Source organism: Gemmiger formicilis (assembly GCF_900167555.1).
In the GTDB taxonomy this organism is placed as follows: Bacteria; Bacillota; Clostridia; order Oscillospirales; family Ruminococcaceae; genus Gemmiger; species Gemmiger formicilis.
The window spans coordinates 69,023-86,138 of sequence record NZ_FUYF01000002.1; the positions used below are offsets into that span (position 1 = coordinate 69,023).

A 17,116-nucleotide genomic window follows, 5' to 3' on the forward strand; every position below is an offset into this window, starting at 1 on the left:
GGGGCCGCTGACAGCTTCCCCCCCCAAGGGGGAAGCCGCGTACCCGCGTGCTCTGCGCCCCGCGGGTCGATGCGAGCATCGACCCCTACAGGAGAGCGGCATTTTACATCCTTACAATCGGGAGTTTTCATCATGAACATGCAGGATTTTTATACCGGGCACGCTTTTGATGCGTATGAGTTTTTCGGTGCGCATACCTATTTCGGCGGCACGCATTTTGCGGTGTGGGCACCGTCCGCACAGCATATTGCCGTTGAGACCGAAATCGGTACCTTTGATCTGCACCGCACCCAGTCCGCCGTGTGGGAGTGCGACGCCCCCGGCGTGCAAGCGGGGATGGTGTACCAGTATTGGGTGCGCGGCGCGAACGGCCAGAGCGTGGCCCACTGCGACCCCTACGGCACGGCCATGACGCTGCGCCCCGACGGACGCAGCATCGTCAGCGATGCCCCCAAGGGCTTTGCCGATGACAAATGGATGCAGGAACGCACAAAATGCTTTGATAAGCCGTTGAATATCTACGAGGTCCACGCCGGCAGCTGGCGGCAGAAGGAGGACGGCAGCTGGTACACCTACGCCGAGCTGGCCGACCTGCTGCCCGCCTACTGCAAGAAGAACGGCTTCACCCATATCGAGCTTATGCCCCTGGCCGAGCACCCGTTTGACGGCAGCTGGGGCTACCAGGCCACCGGCTTTTTTGCGCCCACCAGCCGCTACGGCACGCCGGACGAGCTTGTGGAGTTTGTCAACGCCTGCCACAAGCAGGGGATCGGCGTTATCCTGGACTTTGTGCCGGTCCACTTTGCCGTGGATGCCTACGGTTTAAAAGAATTTGACGGTACGCCGCTGTATGAGTACCCCGCCGCCGCGGTGGGCCAGAGCGAGTGGGGCAGCTGCAACTTTATGCACTCCCGCGGTGAGATACGCTGCTTTATCCAGTCCTGCGCGGACTACTGGCTGCGGGTGTTCCACGCCGACGGCCTGCGCATGGATGCCGTGTCCCGCCTGATCTACTGGCAGGGCGACCCGAACCGCGGCGTCAACGGCTCGACGCTGGAATTCCTGAAGGGCATGAACGCCGGTTTGCAGCAGCGCCACCCCACGGCCATTCTGATCGCCGAGGACTCTACGAGCTTCCCGAAGGTCACGGCCCCCGTCGAGTACGGCGGCCTGGGCTTTGACTACAAGTGGGACCTGGGCTGGATGAACGACACCCTCGACTACTTTAAAAAGACGAGCGACGAGCGGCGCGAGAATCTGGGCAAACTGACCTTCTCGATGATGTACGCCTGGAACGAGCACTACATCCTGCCGTTCAGCCACGACGAGAACGTCCACGGCAAGGCGACCATCGTGCAAAAAATGTACGGCGAGTACGAGGGCAAGTTCCCGCAGGCGCGGGCGCTCTACCTGTACATGGCCATCCATCCGGGCAAGATGCTTGATTTTATGGGCAACGAATTTGCGCAGCTGCGCGAATTTGACGAGAGCCGCGAGCAGGACTGGATGGTGCTCAAGTACCCGAACCACGACGACTTCCACCGCTATCGCAGGGCGCTGAATGAGGCGTATCTTGCCAACGAGGCGTTCTGGAGCCGCGAGTACGACCCCGAGGCGTTCCGGTGGCTGGACTGCGCCCACCCCGAGCTGGACGCCTGTGCCATCTGGCGCGACGGCCATGACGGCGCGGTGCTGGCGGCATTCAACTTTGGCGACACGGAGCTGGCCGACTACACGCTGACCCTGCCCCGCGCGGGCAAGCTGACGAAGCTGCTGGACACCGACTGGCAGTGCTTCGGAGGCCGGACCGAGAAGCCGAAGCGGCTGGTCGGCAAGGCCTGTGGGGGTGAATTGAAGCTGACCCTGGCCCCGTTCAGCGGGCAGCTGTTTAAGCTGGTATAACTGCATACAAACAGGCCGCGCCTTTCCCGATACAGGATGGGCGCGGCCTTTTGCTGTACTGTAGGGGCAGGGCATGCCCGGCCCGCAGCTTTGCCGCTGCAACCCCTTTCGTGGTAGATTTGTAGGGAGGGGTCTTGACCCCTCCGCGGCGGCCAGAGGGCTGGCCGCCCTACAAGCTCCCGCAAACGGGGAGTGCAGGGGAGGGATTCATCCCTCCCGCGGGGCGTCGGGGACGCCGCCCCCTACAGGCGGAACCCGCAGGCGCTTCTGATGCCGAAAGTGCGCATTGACGTCAAACCCTCTGGATAGAATGGCTTCCCCCGAGGGGGAAGCTGTCAGCGGCCCCGCCCGCTGACTGATGAGGGGCGAGCCTGCCATTATTGCGCGTTTACGGCTTGCGGCGGCAAGCTCTCCCTCCGTCCGGCCCTGCGGGGCCACCTTCTCCCCCAAGGGGAGAAGGCAAAGAGAAATTCACCGCCCCCAATACTCCTCCACGATCTCCCGTTCCACAAACGGTTCCTTGATTCCGCCGCGCTCTATCGTTGTCTCGTGGCCCTTGCCTAAGATCGCGATAATATCCCCGGGCTGGGCGTGGTCGAGGGCGTAATAGATCGCCTGTCTGCGGTCCGGTATCTCGGCAAACGGCGTGGCCGGGTTGCCAAGGCGCAGCCCGGCGCGGATGTCCGCTAAAATGTGCTCCACGGGCTCGCCGCGGCTGTTATCCTCGGTGATGATGCAGAAATCCGCCAGCCGTGCGCAGACCGACCCCATGCCGAACCGGCGCAGGCGGCTGCGCGCGCCGCCGCAGCCGAACACCGCGACAAGCCGCGTCGGGCGGTAGGCCCGCAGCGTGCGCAGCAGGCACTCGGCGGCGGCCTCGTTGTGGGCGTAGTCGATGACCACCGTGAACGGCGCGTCCAGCGGCACCGGCTCGACCCGCCCGCACACGACGGCCCCGGCCAGCCCGGCATGGATCGCGTCCTCACCCGCGCCCAGCACCCGCGCCGTCGTCAGCGCGGCCAGCGCGTTGTACACGCTGAACGCCCCGGGCATGCCCACGGCGTACCGTGCGCCGTCCACGGTAAACGCCGCGCCCAGCCGCCCGCCCGCGCGGGTCAGCGCAAAATCGGCGTCGGCGCGTACATCCGCCGGGCAGCCGATGCCGTAGGTCACGGCGCGGCAGGGGAGACCCTGCATAATTTTCCCCACATGCGGGTCATCATTGTTGAAAACTCCCACGCGGCAGCGGCGGAACAGCGCCCGCTTCCAGAACAGATACTCCGCAAAATCCGCGTGTTCGTCGGGGCCGATGTGGTCGGGCGACAGGTTCGTGAACACCCCCACCGCAAATTCGATCTCCGCCGCGCGGTCAAATTTCAGCCCGAGGCTCGAAACCTCCATGACGCAGGTGTCGCAGCCGTCGTCGGCCATGCGGCGCAAAAGCAGCTGCAGATCGCAGCTTTCCGGCGTTGTATGGTTCAAATCATGCCGGTGCCCGGGCCAGCAGACGCCGTTGGTGCCCACCAGCCCGACCCGCCGCCCGTCGGCCTGCAAAACGGCTGCCAGCAGGTGGGCCGTCGTCGTCTTGCCCTTCGTGCCGGTCACGCCGATCATCGTCATGGCGCGTGCCGGTTCGCCGTAGAGCCGCGCGGCCAGCGCCGCCATGGCACGCCGCGGGTCGCCCGCCAGCAGCACGGCACACCCGGCGGGCAGGCCGGGCACATCATGGATGCAGAGCACCGCCGCGGCCCCGGCAGCGACGGCCTGCGCCGCAAAGTCGTGGCCGTCGGCGTGCCGCCCGGGCAGACAGACGAACAGCGCCCCCGGCCCGGCACAGCGGGAGTCACAGCAGACGGACGTGATTTCGGTCAGGGCATCGCCGCGCAGAAGCCGACAGCCGGTGTTTTGGGTAAGCCGCCGCAGGTCCATTCAGCATCACGCTCCAAAAAATTGCTCATACCAGATCAAAAAGCTGTATACGCACCAGATCTGCCGCCAGCAGTCGCCGCCGTGCAGGTGCTGGTTCAACATACTATGCAGCGCGCGCGGGTCAAAGAACTCCGCCGCTGCCGGGCGGCTGAACACGGCCCGCACCCGGCTGGTGTAGGGCTCCTGCCGCAGCCAGTCCCGCACCGGCACAGGAAAGCCGAGCTTTTTGCGCGCGGCGCTGGCGGCGGGCAGCGTGCGTGCCGCGGCCCGGCGCAGGGCAATTTTCGTCGTGCGCGCGTCGGCCTTGGCGGCAGCGGGCAGCGCGGCGGCCAGCGCCCAGACCTCCCGGTCCAGATACGGCACCCGCAGCTCCAAACTGTGCGCCATGCTCATCTTGTCGGCCTTGAGCAGGATGTCCCCGGCCAGCCACAAATTTAAATCCACCTGCTGCATCCGGGTCACGGGGTCCAGTCCCTCGGTGGCGTCCCAGATAGCCTCGGTCAAAAACATCGGGTCGCCGTCCCCGGCGTAATCCGCCAGCAGGCGGCGCTTTTCGCGCTCATTGAACAGGGCTGTGGGGCCGAAATACCGCTCCTCCAGGCTCATGCCGCGCCGCACGAGAAAGTTCACCCCGCGCGCGGGCGGCAGCAGCGACGCCGCCGCCCCCAGCCCGGCCCGCAGCCAGGGCGGCAGGCGGTCATACCATCGCGCCGTGAAGGGGTCGCGGTAGATGTTGTACCCGCCGAACAGCTCGTCCGCGCCCTCGCCCGAGAGCACGACCTTGACGTCCTTCGCGGCCTCGCGGTTCAAAAAGTAGAGCGCCACGGCGGCAGCGTCGGCCAGCGGCTCGTCCATGTGGTACTGTACGGCGGGCACGGCGTCCCAGAACTCGCCGGGGCTGATGCGCCGCACGCGGTTGCGCACGCCGAGGCTGCGTGCCAGCGCCCGGGCGGGGAAGGACTCGTCGTACTTCGGCTCGGCGTAGCTGATCGTGTAGGTGCGCGCGGGGCGGGCCAGCGCGGTCAGGTAGGCCGAGTCCACGCCGCCCGACAGGAACCCCGCGACCTCGACGTCGGCGACCTTGTGCGCCGCCGCACTGCCGCGCAGGACTTCTTCGATCTCGGCAGGGGAGACCGGCGCGTCGCCGGGCAGGAAGGCAGGCTGCACCCACCGCGTCGTGCGGACGATGCCGTCGGAGAACTCGAGAAAATGCCCGGGCAGCAGCTTCTGCACGCCCGCAAAAAACGTATCCCGCCCCGGGGAATACTGGCAGGACAGGTAGAGCGGCAGCTGCGCGGTGTTGAGCCGCTTGGCAAACGACGGGTGGTCTAAAAACGCCTTGATCTCGCTGGCGAAAAGCAGCGTGCCGTCGGCGCAGCGGCAGTAGTACAGCGGCTTGATGCCGAACATATCCCGCGCGCAGAACAGCACCCCGGCGCGGCGGTCCCACAGCGCAAACGCGAACATCCCGCGCAGCCGGGGCAGCAGCTCGCGGCCCCACTGCTCCCACCCGTGCAGCAGGACCTCGGTGTCGGTGCGGGTGGCAAAGGTGTGGCCCAGCGCCGTCAGCTCGGCGGTCAGCGCACGGTAGTTGTAGATTTCGCCGTTGAAAACGACGACTAAGTTTTTATCCTCACTGTACAGCGGCTGTGCGCCGCCCTCTAAGTCGATGATGGCCAGACGGCAGTGGCCGAGCGCCGCGGACCCCTCCACAAAGGTGCCCTGCCCGTCGGGGCCGCGGTGGGCAATGCGCGCCAGCATGGGGGCCAGCGCCGCTGCGTTCGCTGCGCCGTGCCCCGCGATAAAGCCTGCGATTCCGCACATGATTTTGCGTCCTTTCCCGGCAGTGCAACCTGCCGTTACCGCTTTGTCAGCTTAACTTGCTGGTATTTTACCACGTTCTGTGGTAGAATCATGTCAGAAAAAAGAGGAAAGAGGGCGAGCGTATGACACTGGGGCAGAATATCCAGAATGCGCGCAGGGCGCAGGGGCTGAGCCAGGAGGCACTGGCTGAAAAAATCGGCGTCAGCCGCCAGGCGCTGGGCAAGTGGGAGAAGGATACCGCCCTGCCCGGGCTGGACAATCTGCAGGCGCTGGCTGCGGCGCTGGGCATCGGCGTGGACGCACTGCTGGGCACGGAGAACGCCGACCCCGCCGTGCCCGCCGTGACGCTGGACGCGCTGCGGGACCTGCTGGCCGCCCGCGATGCCGAGGAAAAGCGCCGCCGCCGCTTGTGGGGCTGTGCCGGGGGCGCGGCGTTCATCGTACTGGCCGGGCTGCTGGCGGGCGTGGCGCTGCAATATGAGCGGCAGATCAGCGCGCTGAACCAGAACTATGCGGCCATCCAGTCCAGCTACGCCGCCCAGCAGGCGGAGCTGTCGGCGCAGATTTCGGAATTGCAGGACGCCGTCCGGATGGGCGAGGCCACGGTTCTGGACTGGCGTTGGCTGCCCGTGGACAAGCTGCACCGGGACGCCGATAAAAGCTGGATGCCCGTGCAGGTGCAGGTCACGCCGCGCACGACCCGCGGCGGTGTGACGGCCCGGCTGGCTGTGCGCTGCGGGGACGATACGCAGCTGTACGAAATGACCGCCGCGCCCGACGGCAGCTTTGCGGCGGACGGTATCGTTTTTACGGTGGGCAGCACCTATGAATTGAGCGTGCAGTGGACGGCTGACGGCGTGACCACCAACGAGACGCTGGGGACCGTGGATTTCAACGACGAGATGACCGAGCCGCAGATCATCTGGGGCGCGGCGGGCAGCAGCCTGGACTTTGGGTATTTCGTGCAGCGGGTCGGCAATAAGCAGTACCGCCTGACCCTGACCTGCTACCCTGTGGAGGTGCAGGTGGACGCCCCGCCGTGGATGCAGCCTGCGCAGGTGGAAATCGACCTGCGCCTGAACGGCGACGCCGGGGAGCCGACAGCCACCGCCGTACTGGATTGCGAGGGCGAGTCCAGCTATGGCAATTCCTCCCGCATCGAGAGCGTCTGGAACGGCACGTTCTACAGCGAGGACGCGGCAAACGGCTGGGAGTACGACGGCGAGACGATGCCGAAGTACGTTGTGCGTGTGACAGACACGAATGGAGATGTCTGGACGGAGGAAATGCCGCTGAGCAAACGGTGACCTGTAGGGGCCGGGCATGCCCGGCCCGGAGGTTTGCCATTGCAACCCCTTTCATGGTTTGCTTTGTAGGGAGGGGTCTTGACCCCTCCGCGGGGCGTCGAGGACGCCGCCCCCTACAAGCGTTTTTCGACAGCCTGAGCCTTCCCCCTTGGGGGAAGGTGCCCGAGGCCCCGCCCGAGGGCGGATGAGGGGCGGGCTTGCTGTTGCTGCCCGTTAGCGGGCAAATCTCCGCAAGCTCATCCCTCATCCGGCCCTGCGGGGCCACCTTCAGTCTCCGCGCTAAGAGCCGCCTAACGGCGGTTGCGCTCCGACACGCGCCTGCGGGCGCAGCCCCACTTGGGGGAAGGCAAAGAGCACATAATTTCCCCCCTGCCGCATACACTTACGGCAGGGGGGATTTGTATGCCGCGGATGCTGCCGGTGCTGCTGGGCGGGGATGCCAATGTCTACGGCATGGCCCGCAGCTTTTATGAATGTTATGGCGTGCGCAGCCTGGCCGTCTGCCGCCGCGCCCTGCCCGCGCTGGCCCACAGCCGTCTGGTGCGGGTCGCCGTGCAGGACCCGGCGTTCGGGCAGGACCACGTCTTTACGGCCACGCTGCTGGGGCTGGCGGCGCAGTACCCCGGCGTGCCCAAAATTCTCATCTCCTGCGCCGACGACTACACGGCCCTGCTGGCCCGCCATGCCGACGCGCTGCGCGGGGCGTACCGCTTTGCCTGCCCGCCGCCCGCAGCGCTGCCTCTGGCCGATAAACGGCAGTTTGCTGCGGCCTGCCGCGCCGCGGGGCTGCGCACACCGCAGACCGTGACGCTGTGCCCGGCGGACGCCCTGCCGCCGCTGCCGTTTGGCTGGCCGGTCATCGCCAAGCCCGCGGACCAAGCGGCCTACGCCCGCTGCGATTTCCCGGGGCGGCGCAAGGTGTATCTCGTTCAGGACGCCGCCCGGCTGCGGGAGCTCCTTGCCGCCGCGGCGCGGGGCGGCTATTTTGGCAGCTGGCTCGTGCAGGAGTACATCCCCGGCCCGGACACGCGGCTCGGGGTCGTCAACGCCTACTGCGCGGCGGACGGCAGTGTGCCGTGGCTTGTGCAGGGCCAGCCCCTTTTGCAGGAGCGCACGCCCGAGGGCACCGGCAACTACGCCGCCGTGCTGGTGGAGCCGTCCCGGCAGGACGCGGCGCTGGTGGATGCCCTGCGCGGCCTTTTGCAGGCGGCGGGCTGGCACGGCTTTGCCAATTTTGATTTGAAGTATGACCGCCGCGGTGAGCCGGTTTTATTTGAGCTGAACCCCCGGCAGGGCCGCGCGTCCTATTTTTGCGACGCCGCGGACGCACCGCTGGCCGTGCCGCCGGTGCAGGACCTGCTGTACGGCGGGCCGGTCACGCCGCCGACGCTGCGCCCCGCCGTCTGGTACACCGCGCCGTGGTACGCCGTGCACCGCGCCTGCCCGAACAGGCTTGCCCTGCGCCGTGCCGGGATTTTGAGACGCCGCGGGCGGGCGACGACACACCTGCTGGCGGCGGGGGAGGGGGCATCCCGGCGGATATGGTTTATGGCTCGGCAATTAAGTTATTACCGCAAGCTGTAGGGGGCGGCGTCCTCGACGCCCCGCAGCTGCCGCAAACATCCCGGGAGGGATGAATCCCTCCCCTACAAATAACGCGAGCGGGAGATTGTAGGGCGGCCAGCCCTCTGGCCGCCGCGGGTGGGCGTAAAAACGTCTCCGTAAATCCACTTAAAAAGGGGTGACAAACACATGTGCGGCATCGTCGGCTTTACCACGCCCGGGCAGGACCCGGCGGCGGCCAAACAAATCGTGCAGGGCATGGCGGACCTCATCCGTCACCGCGGCCCCGACGGCGAGGGCTGCTACGCCGACGGCACCGCGGCGCTCGGGCATCGGCGGCTGTCGGTCATTGATCTGGCGGGCGGCGGCCAGCCGATGCTCAATGAGGACGGCACGCTGGTGGTCGTGTTCAACGGCGAAATTTACAACTACAAGACCCTGCGTGCCCGATTGCAGCAGCGCGGCCACACGTTTGCCACGGATTCCGACACCGAGGTCCTGCTCCACGGGTATGAGGAATGGGGCCGCGACCTGCCCTGCCGCCTGCGCGGGATGTTCGCGTTTGCGGTGTGGGACCGCACCCGCGGCACACTGTTCTGTGCGCGGGACCTGTTCGGCATCAAGCCGCTCTGCTATTATAAAAAGGGCGAGACGCTGCTCTTTGCCAGCGAGATCAAGGCATTTCTGGCTCACCCTGCCTTTGAAAAGCGCCTGAACGAGGCCCGTCTGCCCGACTGGCTGAGCATGGAGTACCTGCCCGACGCCGAGACGCTGTTCACCGGCGTGTATGAGCTGCCGCCCGCCCATACGCTGACCTGGCAGGCGGGCCGGGTCACGCTGGCCCGCTATGCCGCGCCGCGGTTCCGGGCAAAGCGGGGGCGCAGTCTGCGGGCTTGGGCGCGTGAGATCGGGGACGCTGTCGCCGAGAGCGCCGATGCCCACCGCATTGCCGATGTAGAGGTCGGCTGCTTTTTGTCGGGCGGGGTGGACTCGTCGCTCATCACCTGCGAGATGGCCCGCCGCCAGCCCGCCGTGCAGTGCTTCTCGGTGGGCTACGCCGAGGAAGCGTATTCCGAGCTGCCTGTCGCCCGTGCCGCGGCGCAGGCGCTGGGCGTGCCGCTGACCGAAACCACCGTGACCGCAGAGGATTTTTTTGCGGCGAACCGCGCCATTCAGTGGTATCTGGACGAGCCGATGCCCAACCCGGCGGAGGTGCCGCTGTATTTCCTGTGCAGGACGGCGCGGCAGCGGGTCAAGGTCGTGCTCTCGGGCGAGGGCGCGGATGAGCTGTTCGGCGGCTATCCGCTGTACCGGCAGGCCGTCTGGGCCGAACGCTGGCAGAAAATGCCCCGGGCCGTGCGGCGGGCGCTGGCGGCCCTGCTGCCCGGCTGCGGCCTGCTGCACCGGGGCGCACTGCCGCGCTGGCAGCGGTCCGCCCGGGCTAACTATGTCTTTGAAACAACGCAGGAGCGCGATAAATATTTGAAGCGCGACTACCGCGCCCCGACCCCCGCGCAGCGCTGCAAGCCCTATTTTGACGCGGTGCGCGGGCTGGATGAGCCGACGGCGGTGCAGTGGGTCGATTGGCAGACCTGGCTGCCGCGGGACATCCTGCGCAAGGCGGACCGCATGAGCATGGCCCACAGCCTGGAGCTGCGGGTGCCGTTCCTGGACCGGCAGGTGCTGGCCGCGGCGCAGGCCCTGCCCCGGCGGTACCGCTGCACCGGGCGGCGCGGAAAAATCGCTCTGCGCGCCGCCGCGGCCCGCCGCCTGCCGCCCCAACTGGCCGACGCGCCGAAGCGCGGCTTCCCCGTGCCGCTGGCGGACTGGCTGCGGCAGGAGAAATATTACGCGCTGGTCAAGGCCAAACTCACCGGCCCGGTGGCCGAGCGCTTTTTTGACACGGGTGCGCTCTGCGCCCTGCTGGACGCCCACCGTGCGGGAAAAACCAACGCTATGACGAAGCTCTGGGCGTTTTACTGCTTTATTGAGTGGTATGAGGTGTATTTCACGGGAAAAATCCCGCCGGATTTGTAAAAAAGTTTTTGCAAAATGCTTGACAACCCGGCTCTCCGTTGCTATAATATCTTACGCAGTATGTCCCTCGCGGACATGAACCCGCAATAAGCGCCCGTAGCTCAGCTGGATAGAGCAACTGCCTTCTAAGCAGTGGGCCGGGGGTTCGAGTCCCTTCGGGCGCATTATGTGGTGCCTATGGCGCAGTTGGTTAGCGCGCCAGATTGTGGCTCTGGAGGCCGAGAGTTCGAATCTCTCTAGGCACCCCACCAAAGACCGTACAGGCGCGTTCCTGCACGGCCTTTTCTTTTATAATGGGTCGTCGCCAAGTGGTAAGGCACGGGACTTTGACTCCCGCATTCGTGAGTTCGAACCTCGCCGACCCAACCACAGCTCATCCTGCATGAATGTGCAGGGTGAGCTTTTTGTTTTGTAGGGGCGACCAATGGTCGCCCGCGGACGCCTGCGGCAATGGCAAGCCTTCCGGGCGGATATGGAATCCGCCCCTACGCCGTAGGGGGCGATGCTCGTCGTCGACCCGGGAGGGCAGCGGCTGCCGCAAGGCCGGCGGGCGGCCAATGGCCGCCCCTACAGTCTCCCCTTGGCCCCCTCTGCGAGGGGGCTCCGCCCGCAGGCGGTGGGGGAGAGAACTGTACGGCTGCCCGAAATATTTCGGGCTATGGCAAAGTTCTCTCCCTCCGCCCCTTCGGGGCACCTCCCTCGCAGAGGGAGGTTTTATTTCTTCCAAAGTAATGTAGGGATGGGTCTTGACCCATCCGCACCGCTGGCTGCTGTCGGCTAAGCTGCACGGAACGGTCAAGACCGTTCCCTACAAACCCGCCGAAGGCTCGCGATCATCCCGTTAGGTTTTTTCGACACCCCCGCCCCCTCTGCGAGGGGGCTTTAAAGCAAAAAACACCTTTTTTTCTTTAGACATTTATGCTATGATAAATTAAAACTTAGCTGCCAAAGGTGGTGCGTGCGATGATGACCTACGAAGAATTTGATAAGCGCTGCGACGAACTGGAAAACGCCCCACTGCAGGAGCGCAAGACCTTCTTTGCCGATGTACTGGCCGGGGAGACCGAAAAGACCGATGTGCGGATGATGGCGTTCTTCCGCTATGCGCTGCTCTTTTACCGCGCGGGCAACTTCCTCGCCGCGCGGGAAATCCTGGAGCCGTTCATTATTGATTACAAAAGCTACCGGTACCGCCCGGAGATCATCGCCTGCTTCAACCTCGTCGGTGTGGTGGCCTACTATGTGCAGGAGTACGCACTGTCCCGCTTCTACATTCGTGAGGGCCTTAAAATTGCGCGGGAACACAGCGAGGTCAGCCGTTACGCATACGAGTACAACAACCTTGCCGTGACCTATCTGGCCCAGCAGGACTACGAGAAGGCGCTTGAGGTCATCCGCGAGGCAGAGAAAAACATGCCCGTCTCCGATGAGGTGATGCACGCCTACATCTACCGCAATCTGGCGGAGATCTGCTGCCATCTGGACCGGCTGGACGAGGCAAAGGATGCCCTTGCCAAATGCGTGGCCTACCGGGGCCGGGAGATCCTGCCCGAGGAAGTGCGGATCGTGAACACGCTGCTGACCTATAAGTCGGGCGACACCGCCGGGTACAAACGCTGCTGCGCCGAGCTTCGGGAGCACCTGCCCCAGCTGCACGCGGAGGAGTTCCTGGCCTCCTGCAAGGTGCTGTTCGACTGTGGCATGGATGCCGGGGACAATGCGCAGGTCGAGTGGGTGCTGGACGCCATGGACGCCTACCTGCGCCGCGACCCCAAGGAGGCCCAGGTCGGTCTGCGGGCCGAGACCTGCCGCTATGAATACGCCAAAGCCAACGGCAACACCGCCCTGATGCTGGCCGCGCTGGAAAAGAAGGAGACCTACTACGCGCTGGTGCTGGCCCGCAAGGAGGAGGTCCATGTCCGGGATGTGGGCCGCTACCTGCGCATCGGCCAGCGGCTGCACAATGCGCTGGAGAGCGAGGCCGGCGCCAACCGCACCAAGACGCGCTTTTTGGCCAACATGTCCCACGACATCCGCACGCCCATCAACGGCATTCTGGGCATGCTGGAGGTCATCCGCGACTGCCGCAGCGACGAGGCGCGGGTCGATGACTGCCTGGGCAAGATCGATATTTCGGCTAAGCACCTGCTCTCCCTTGTCAACGACGTGCTGGACATGAGCAAGATCGAGAGCAACAGCTTTGTGGTGGACGCAAAGCCCTTCAACCTCGCCCGGACCCTTGCTGAGGTCGATGACATCGTCCGCATTCAGGCGGAGCAGAGCGGGCTGCGGCTGTACACGGACCACGACGATGTGCACGACGCCGACCTGCTGGGCAGTGCGCTCTACCTGAAAAAGATCCTTGTGAACCTGTACAGCAACGCCATCAAGTACAACAAGCCCGGCGGGAGCATCACCACCCGCCTGTGTGAGGTGAGCCGCACCGCCGACACCGCGGTCTATGCGTTCACGATCCGGGATACCGGCATCGGCATGACGCAGGACTTTATTGACAACCACCTGTTTGAGGCGTTCAGCCAGGAGGACAACGCCGCGCGCTCCCAGTACGGCGGCACCGGGCTGGGTATGTCCATCGTGAGCCAGCTGGTGCAGAAGATGAACGGTACGATCACCGTCGAGAGCACGGTGGGGGAGGGCAGCAGCTTTACCGTCACGCTGCCGTTTGCCATAGACCACGACCCGCCCGCCGCCGGGCCGGAGAAGGAAGCCTCCACCGACCTGCACGGCAAGCGCCTGCTGGTTGTCGAGGATAACGAGCTGAACATGGAGATCGCCGAGTTCATGCTGAAAAGCGCCGGGGCCGAGGTCGTCAAGGCGTTTGACGGCGAGAGCGCCGTGCGCGCCTTTGCCGCCGACCCGGCGGGCTGCGATGCGATTTTGATGGACCTGATGATGCCGGTCATGGACGGCTACGCCGCGGCCAGGGCCATCCGCGCCAGCGGGCAGCCCCGTGCCGGGACTGTGCCCATCATCGCCATGAGCGCCAACGCCTACGCCGAGGACGTGAAGAAATGCCTGGATTCCGGCATGAACGCCCACATCAGCAAGCCGCTGTTCAAGGATGTCATGCTGCGCACGATTGCGCGGTTTGTATAAATCTGCCGGGGACCATGCCATGAGGTCAAGGCACAATAAGGAGACTGCTAACATGAAAAAAGCTGTGATTTTTGATTTGGATGGTCTGCTGATCGACAGTGAGGTCATCTCCCATCGACTGTATGACGAACTGCTGCACCGGTACGGTAAGAGCGTGACCGTGGCCGAGTACGCCCGGGATTACAGCGGCAAAACGGGCGTGGCCAACATGACGAACGTCATTGCCCGGTACAATCTGCCCATCACGGTGGAGGAGGGCCTGACCTGGGAGGCTGCCCGGGAAAAGGAGCTGCTGCAGGATGTGCAGCTCAAGCCCGGCGCGGCGGCCCTGCTGTCCTGGCTGAAAACCGAGGGCGTGGCCGTGGTGCTGGCAACCTCCAGCGTGCGGGAGCGCGCCGTCGAGGTGCTGACCCGGCTGGGCGTCGTGCAGTATTTTGACGACATGGTCTTTGGCACCGAGATCGAGCGCGGCAAGCCCTGGCCGGATATTTTCCTGAAGGCTGCCGAAAAAGCCCACGCCGCCCCGACGGACTGTCTGGTTCTGGAGGACAGCGAGGCCGGCATCCAGGCCGCCCACGCCGCGGGCATCGACGTCCTCTGCGTGCCCGATATGAAAATGCCCGCGGAAAGTTATCAACAAATGACGGCGGCCATGTTGAAAAGCCTCGACGAGGTCAAGGGGTGGCTGACTGCGGAATAAGCGCGGCAGGGGCAGAGGGTCCGGGTCGATGGCGAGCATCGACCCCTACGCCGTAGGGGCGGATTCCATATCCGCCCGTGCCCGCTTGCCATACCCGCAAACACGACCCGCGTATAACCCCCTCCGCGCCTGCACATACTGTGCGCACGGAGGTGTTTTTATGAGCTATCTTGATTGTGCCCAGTATGACTGCTGCCATAACAAGGCGGGCTGTTGCTGCCTGGACGGCATCAACGTCCGCCATACCGGCCCCGGGGACGCTGTCTGCGGCAGCTACCGCAACAGCGGGGGCTGCGGCAACGTCGCTACCGACAACCAGCCGGCCTCGCCCGAGACCGAGATCCACTGTGACGACAGGGGCTGCCGCCATCTTGAGGGGCGCTGCTGCTGCGCCGACCACGTCAGCATTGACGAGTGCAGCTGCGGCCCCGAATGCGCCACCCGCGCCCCGCGGGAGACCGCCGAATAATTTTATCCCGGAACGGATGCCGTTTTCACAAAGCGGCATCCCTTTTTTATTGCTAAATCATCCGCTTTGTTGTATAATAAGACGATATAGTAGGTCTTGTCCGCCCTTTTGCGGGAAAACGTGGTGCACATGCGGGTCGTCGGGGACGCCGACCCCTACAACGCCGCAAATTTTTGAGCGGTGCGCAGCGCCGCGGTCCACCGCATTTATTATTTATTATTTTTTATTTATTATTTAAACGAGGTGTCACTCCATGTCCGAAACTCCTGTTACCGTGCCGTTTGTCTCCTTCCGCCCGATGGAGCGGGAGCTGGATGCCGACCTGCGCGGCGCGTTTGCCCGCGTGCTGGACAACAGCTGGTACATCGGCGGCAGAGAGGACGCCGCCTTTGAAAAGGCTTTTGCCGATTACTGCGGCGTCAGGCACTGCGTCGGCTGCGGCAACGGGCTGGACGCACTGGTGCTCATTTTAAAGGCCATGGGCATCGGCCCCGGGGACGAGGTCATTGCCCCGTCCAACACCTTTATCGCCACGGTGCTGGCCATCAGCTACGTGGGCGCAGCACCCGTGCTGGTCGAGCCGACGCTCGAAAGCTACAACATCGACCCCGCCCGCATCGAGGCCGCCGTGACCCCGCGCACGAAGGCCATCATGGCCGTGCACCTCTACGGCCAGTGCGCCCCGATGGACGAGATCAACGCCATTGCCCACGCCCACGGCCTTAAGGTCATCGAAGACGCCGCCCAGGCCCACGGCGCGACCTACAAGGGCCGCCGCGCGGGCAGTCTGGGGGATGCCGCCGGGTTCAGCTTCTACCCGGGCAAGAACCTGGGAGCGCTGGGCGACGCGGGCTGCGTGACGACGAACGACGACGCGCTGGCCGAGCGCATCCGCGCGCTGGGCAACTACGGCAGCGACTACAAATACCACCATGTCTACAAGGGTCAGAACTCCCGCCTGGACGAGCTGCAGGCCGCGTTCCTGGCCGCCAAGCTGCCGCACCTCGACGCTATGAACGCCGAGCGCCGCCGCATTGCCGCGCGGTATCTGGCCGAAATGCACAACCCGGCGGTCACGCTGCCCGCCGAGCTGCCCGACTGCACCCACGTCTGGCATATCTTCGCCGTGCGCTGCGCCGACCGCGACGCGCTGGAAAAGCATTTGAACACCCGCGGCATCGGCACGAACAAGCACTACCCGACGCCCATCCACCTGCAGGGCGCTTACGCCGAGCTTGGCCTTGGCAGGGGGGCACTGCCGCTGGCGGAGGAAATTTCCGCCACCGAGCTGAGCCTGCCGATGTTCTACGGCATGACCGACGCGCAGGTGCAGGCCGTCATCGACGCCGTGAACGAGTTTGAGGGGTGAACCATGCCGAAGGTCGGTATCGTAATTTCCAATTATAACGGCTGGCAGGACACGCTCATCTGTCTGGACAGCCTGCAAAAGCAGACGTTCACGGACTTTGAAGTGATTTTAATCGACGATGCGTCGCCGAATGATTCCGTTGCACAGCTGCAAAATAAGCTGCCGCCGAACACGGTGTTCCTGCCGCAAGAGCGCAACGTCGGCTTTGCCGCGGCCAACAACATCGGTATGCGCCGTGCGCTGGACGACGGATGCGACTTTGCGCTGCTGCTGAACAACGACACGTCGGTCCGTCCGGATTTCCTTGAAAAGCTGCTGGCCGAGACCCCCGCGGGGGCGGCCAGCTGCCCGAAAATGCTGTTTATGGACCCGCCCGACGAGATCTGGTTTGCGGGCGGTGAGCTGGACCCCAAGACCGGCAAGGTAAAGCACCTGGGCGGCCACAAAAAGGACGGCCCCGAATTTGCCGAAAAAAAGCAGGTCAGCTTTATCACGTTCTGCTGTGTGCTGCTGCCGCGGGCCGTGATTGAGAAGGTCGGTTATCTCGATGAGACGCTGTTTATGTACTGCGAGGACGTTGACTACTGCATTCGTCTGGCGCAGGCCGGCGTGCCGATGTGGTTTTTGCCCGATGCTGTCATCCACCACAAGGCGGGCGGCAGCGCGGGCGGGATGTTGTCGGTCTACTACATCACCCGCAACACGCTGTACCTGACCTGCAAGGGCAAAAGCGCGGCCTATGCGAAGCTGAAAACGATTCTCCCCCTCCTCACCGGCGCGGCACGCTACGCCCTGACAAAGCTGCTGGGCCGCAAAAAAGGCCGCAGCTACGGCGCGTTCCGAGGCGCCGTGGATTTCTGGAACGGGAAAATGGGGCGGATGAAAGGAGCAAACTGAAC

The 17,116-nt window shown here is 64.8% G+C and carries 11 protein-coding genes and 3 tRNA genes; 12 read left to right on the forward strand and 2 right to left on the reverse strand.

Annotation, left to right across the window (positions count from 1 at the left end; all coding sequences use genetic code 11):
• Positions 1-132 precede the first annotated feature (132 nt).
• On the forward strand, positions 133-1,902 hold the full coding sequence (glgB, locus tag B5D32_RS01985; protein WP_078783416.1) for a 1,4-alpha-glucan branching protein GlgB: 1,770 nt from the start codon (positions 133-135) through the stop codon (positions 1,900-1,902).
• A gap of 471 nt (positions 1,903-2,373) precedes the next feature.
• Here the strand turns inward: glgB and B5D32_RS01990 are convergent, their stop codons facing one another.
• Both B5D32_RS01990 and asnB (B5D32_RS01995) read right to left on the reverse strand, forming a co-directional pair.
• Entirely contained in the window at positions 2,374-3,831 is a 1,458-nt protein-coding gene (locus B5D32_RS01990; protein ID WP_078783417.1) for a UDP-N-acetylmuramoyl-L-alanyl-D-glutamate--2,6-diaminopimelate ligase, read from the reverse strand.
• Between the two features lie 6 nt (positions 3,832-3,837).
• Positions 3,838-5,655 (reverse strand): asparagine synthase (glutamine-hydrolyzing), encoded by a 1,818-nt coding sequence (gene asnB / locus B5D32_RS01995; RefSeq protein WP_078783418.1) that lies wholly within the window; start codon positions 5,653-5,655, stop codon positions 3,838-3,840.
• A gap of 122 nt (positions 5,656-5,777) precedes the next feature.
• On the opposite strand from asnB (B5D32_RS01995), the gene B5D32_RS02000 reads away from it, so the two are divergent.
• The 11 genes from B5D32_RS02000 to B5D32_RS02050 all read left to right on the forward strand — a co-directional run bounded on the left by B5D32_RS02000 (position 5,778) and on the right by B5D32_RS02050 (position 17,114).
• Complete coding sequence (locus B5D32_RS02000) at positions 5,778-6,962, forward strand: helix-turn-helix domain-containing protein (protein WP_078783419.1); 1,185 nt, start codon at positions 5,778-5,780, stop codon at positions 6,960-6,962.
• Between the two features lie 402 nt (positions 6,963-7,364).
• Positions 7,365-8,546: a carboxylate--amine ligase gene (locus B5D32_RS02005; RefSeq protein ID WP_078783420.1), complete on the forward strand. Its 1,182-nt coding sequence runs from the start codon at positions 7,365-7,367 to the stop codon at positions 8,544-8,546.
• Between the two features lie 168 nt (positions 8,547-8,714).
• Positions 8,715-10,562 carry an asparagine synthase (glutamine-hydrolyzing) gene (asnB, locus tag B5D32_RS02010; protein ID WP_078783421.1) on the forward strand — a complete coding sequence of 616 codons (1,848 nt, stop codon included), beginning with the start codon at positions 8,715-8,717 and terminating at the stop codon, positions 10,560-10,562.
• A gap of 90 nt (positions 10,563-10,652) precedes the next feature.
• A tRNA-Arg gene (locus B5D32_RS02015) sits at positions 10,653-10,726 on the forward strand.
• Between the two features lie 7 nt (positions 10,727-10,733).
• A tRNA-His gene (locus B5D32_RS02020) sits at positions 10,734-10,810 on the forward strand.
• Positions 10,811-10,856: 46 nt separating this feature from the next.
• A tRNA-Gln gene (locus tag B5D32_RS02025) sits at positions 10,857-10,931 on the forward strand.
• A 594-nt stretch (positions 10,932-11,525) separates the two neighbouring features.
• A complete protein-coding gene (locus B5D32_RS02030; RefSeq protein WP_078783422.1) occupies positions 11,526-13,679 on the forward strand; it encodes an ATP-binding protein in 2,154 nt (717 codons plus the stop codon).
• Between the two features lie 52 nt (positions 13,680-13,731).
• Positions 13,732-14,379 (forward strand): HAD family hydrolase, encoded by a 648-nt coding sequence (locus B5D32_RS02035; protein WP_078783423.1) that lies wholly within the window; start codon positions 13,732-13,734, stop codon positions 14,377-14,379.
• A gap of 160 nt (positions 14,380-14,539) precedes the next feature.
• Positions 14,540-14,848 (forward strand): hypothetical protein, encoded by a 309-nt coding sequence (locus B5D32_RS02040; protein WP_078783424.1) that lies wholly within the window; start codon positions 14,540-14,542, stop codon positions 14,846-14,848.
• A 253-nt stretch (positions 14,849-15,101) separates the two neighbouring features.
• Positions 15,102-16,217, forward strand: coding sequence for a DegT/DnrJ/EryC1/StrS family aminotransferase (locus B5D32_RS02045; protein WP_078783425.1), 1,116 nt, complete (start codon positions 15,102-15,104; stop codon positions 16,215-16,217).
• Positions 16,218-16,220: 3 nt separating this feature from the next.
• Positions 16,221-17,114: a glycosyltransferase family 2 protein gene (locus B5D32_RS02050; RefSeq protein WP_078783426.1), complete on the forward strand. Its 894-nt coding sequence runs from the start codon at positions 16,221-16,223 to the stop codon at positions 17,112-17,114.
• Positions 17,115-17,116: the final 2 nt, after the last annotated feature.

Coding starts and splice junctions, on each gene's coding strand:
- glgB (WP_078783416.1), top strand. CDS start 133: ATGAACATGCAGGATTTTTATACCGGGCACGCTTTTGATGCGTATGAG.
- B5D32_RS01990 (WP_078783417.1), bottom strand. CDS start 3,831: ATGGACCTGCGGCGGCTTACCCAAAACACCGGCTGTCGGCTTCTGCGC.
- asnB (WP_078783418.1), bottom strand. CDS start 5,655: ATGTGCGGAATCGCAGGCTTTATCGCGGGGCACGGCGCAGCGAACGCA.
- B5D32_RS02000 (WP_078783419.1), top strand. CDS start 5,778: ATGACACTGGGGCAGAATATCCAGAATGCGCGCAGGGCGCAGGGGCTG.
- B5D32_RS02005 (WP_078783420.1), top strand. CDS start 7,365: ATGCCGCGGATGCTGCCGGTGCTGCTGGGCGGGGATGCCAATGTCTAC.
- asnB (WP_078783421.1), top strand. CDS start 8,715: ATGTGCGGCATCGTCGGCTTTACCACGCCCGGGCAGGACCCGGCGGCG.
- B5D32_RS02030 (WP_078783422.1), top strand. CDS start 11,526: ATGATGACCTACGAAGAATTTGATAAGCGCTGCGACGAACTGGAAAAC.
- B5D32_RS02035 (WP_078783423.1), top strand. CDS start 13,732: ATGAAAAAAGCTGTGATTTTTGATTTGGATGGTCTGCTGATCGACAGT.
- B5D32_RS02040 (WP_078783424.1), top strand. CDS start 14,540: ATGAGCTATCTTGATTGTGCCCAGTATGACTGCTGCCATAACAAGGCG.
- B5D32_RS02045 (WP_078783425.1), top strand. CDS start 15,102: ATGTCCGAAACTCCTGTTACCGTGCCGTTTGTCTCCTTCCGCCCGATG.
- B5D32_RS02050 (WP_078783426.1), top strand. CDS start 16,221: ATGCCGAAGGTCGGTATCGTAATTTCCAATTATAACGGCTGGCAGGAC.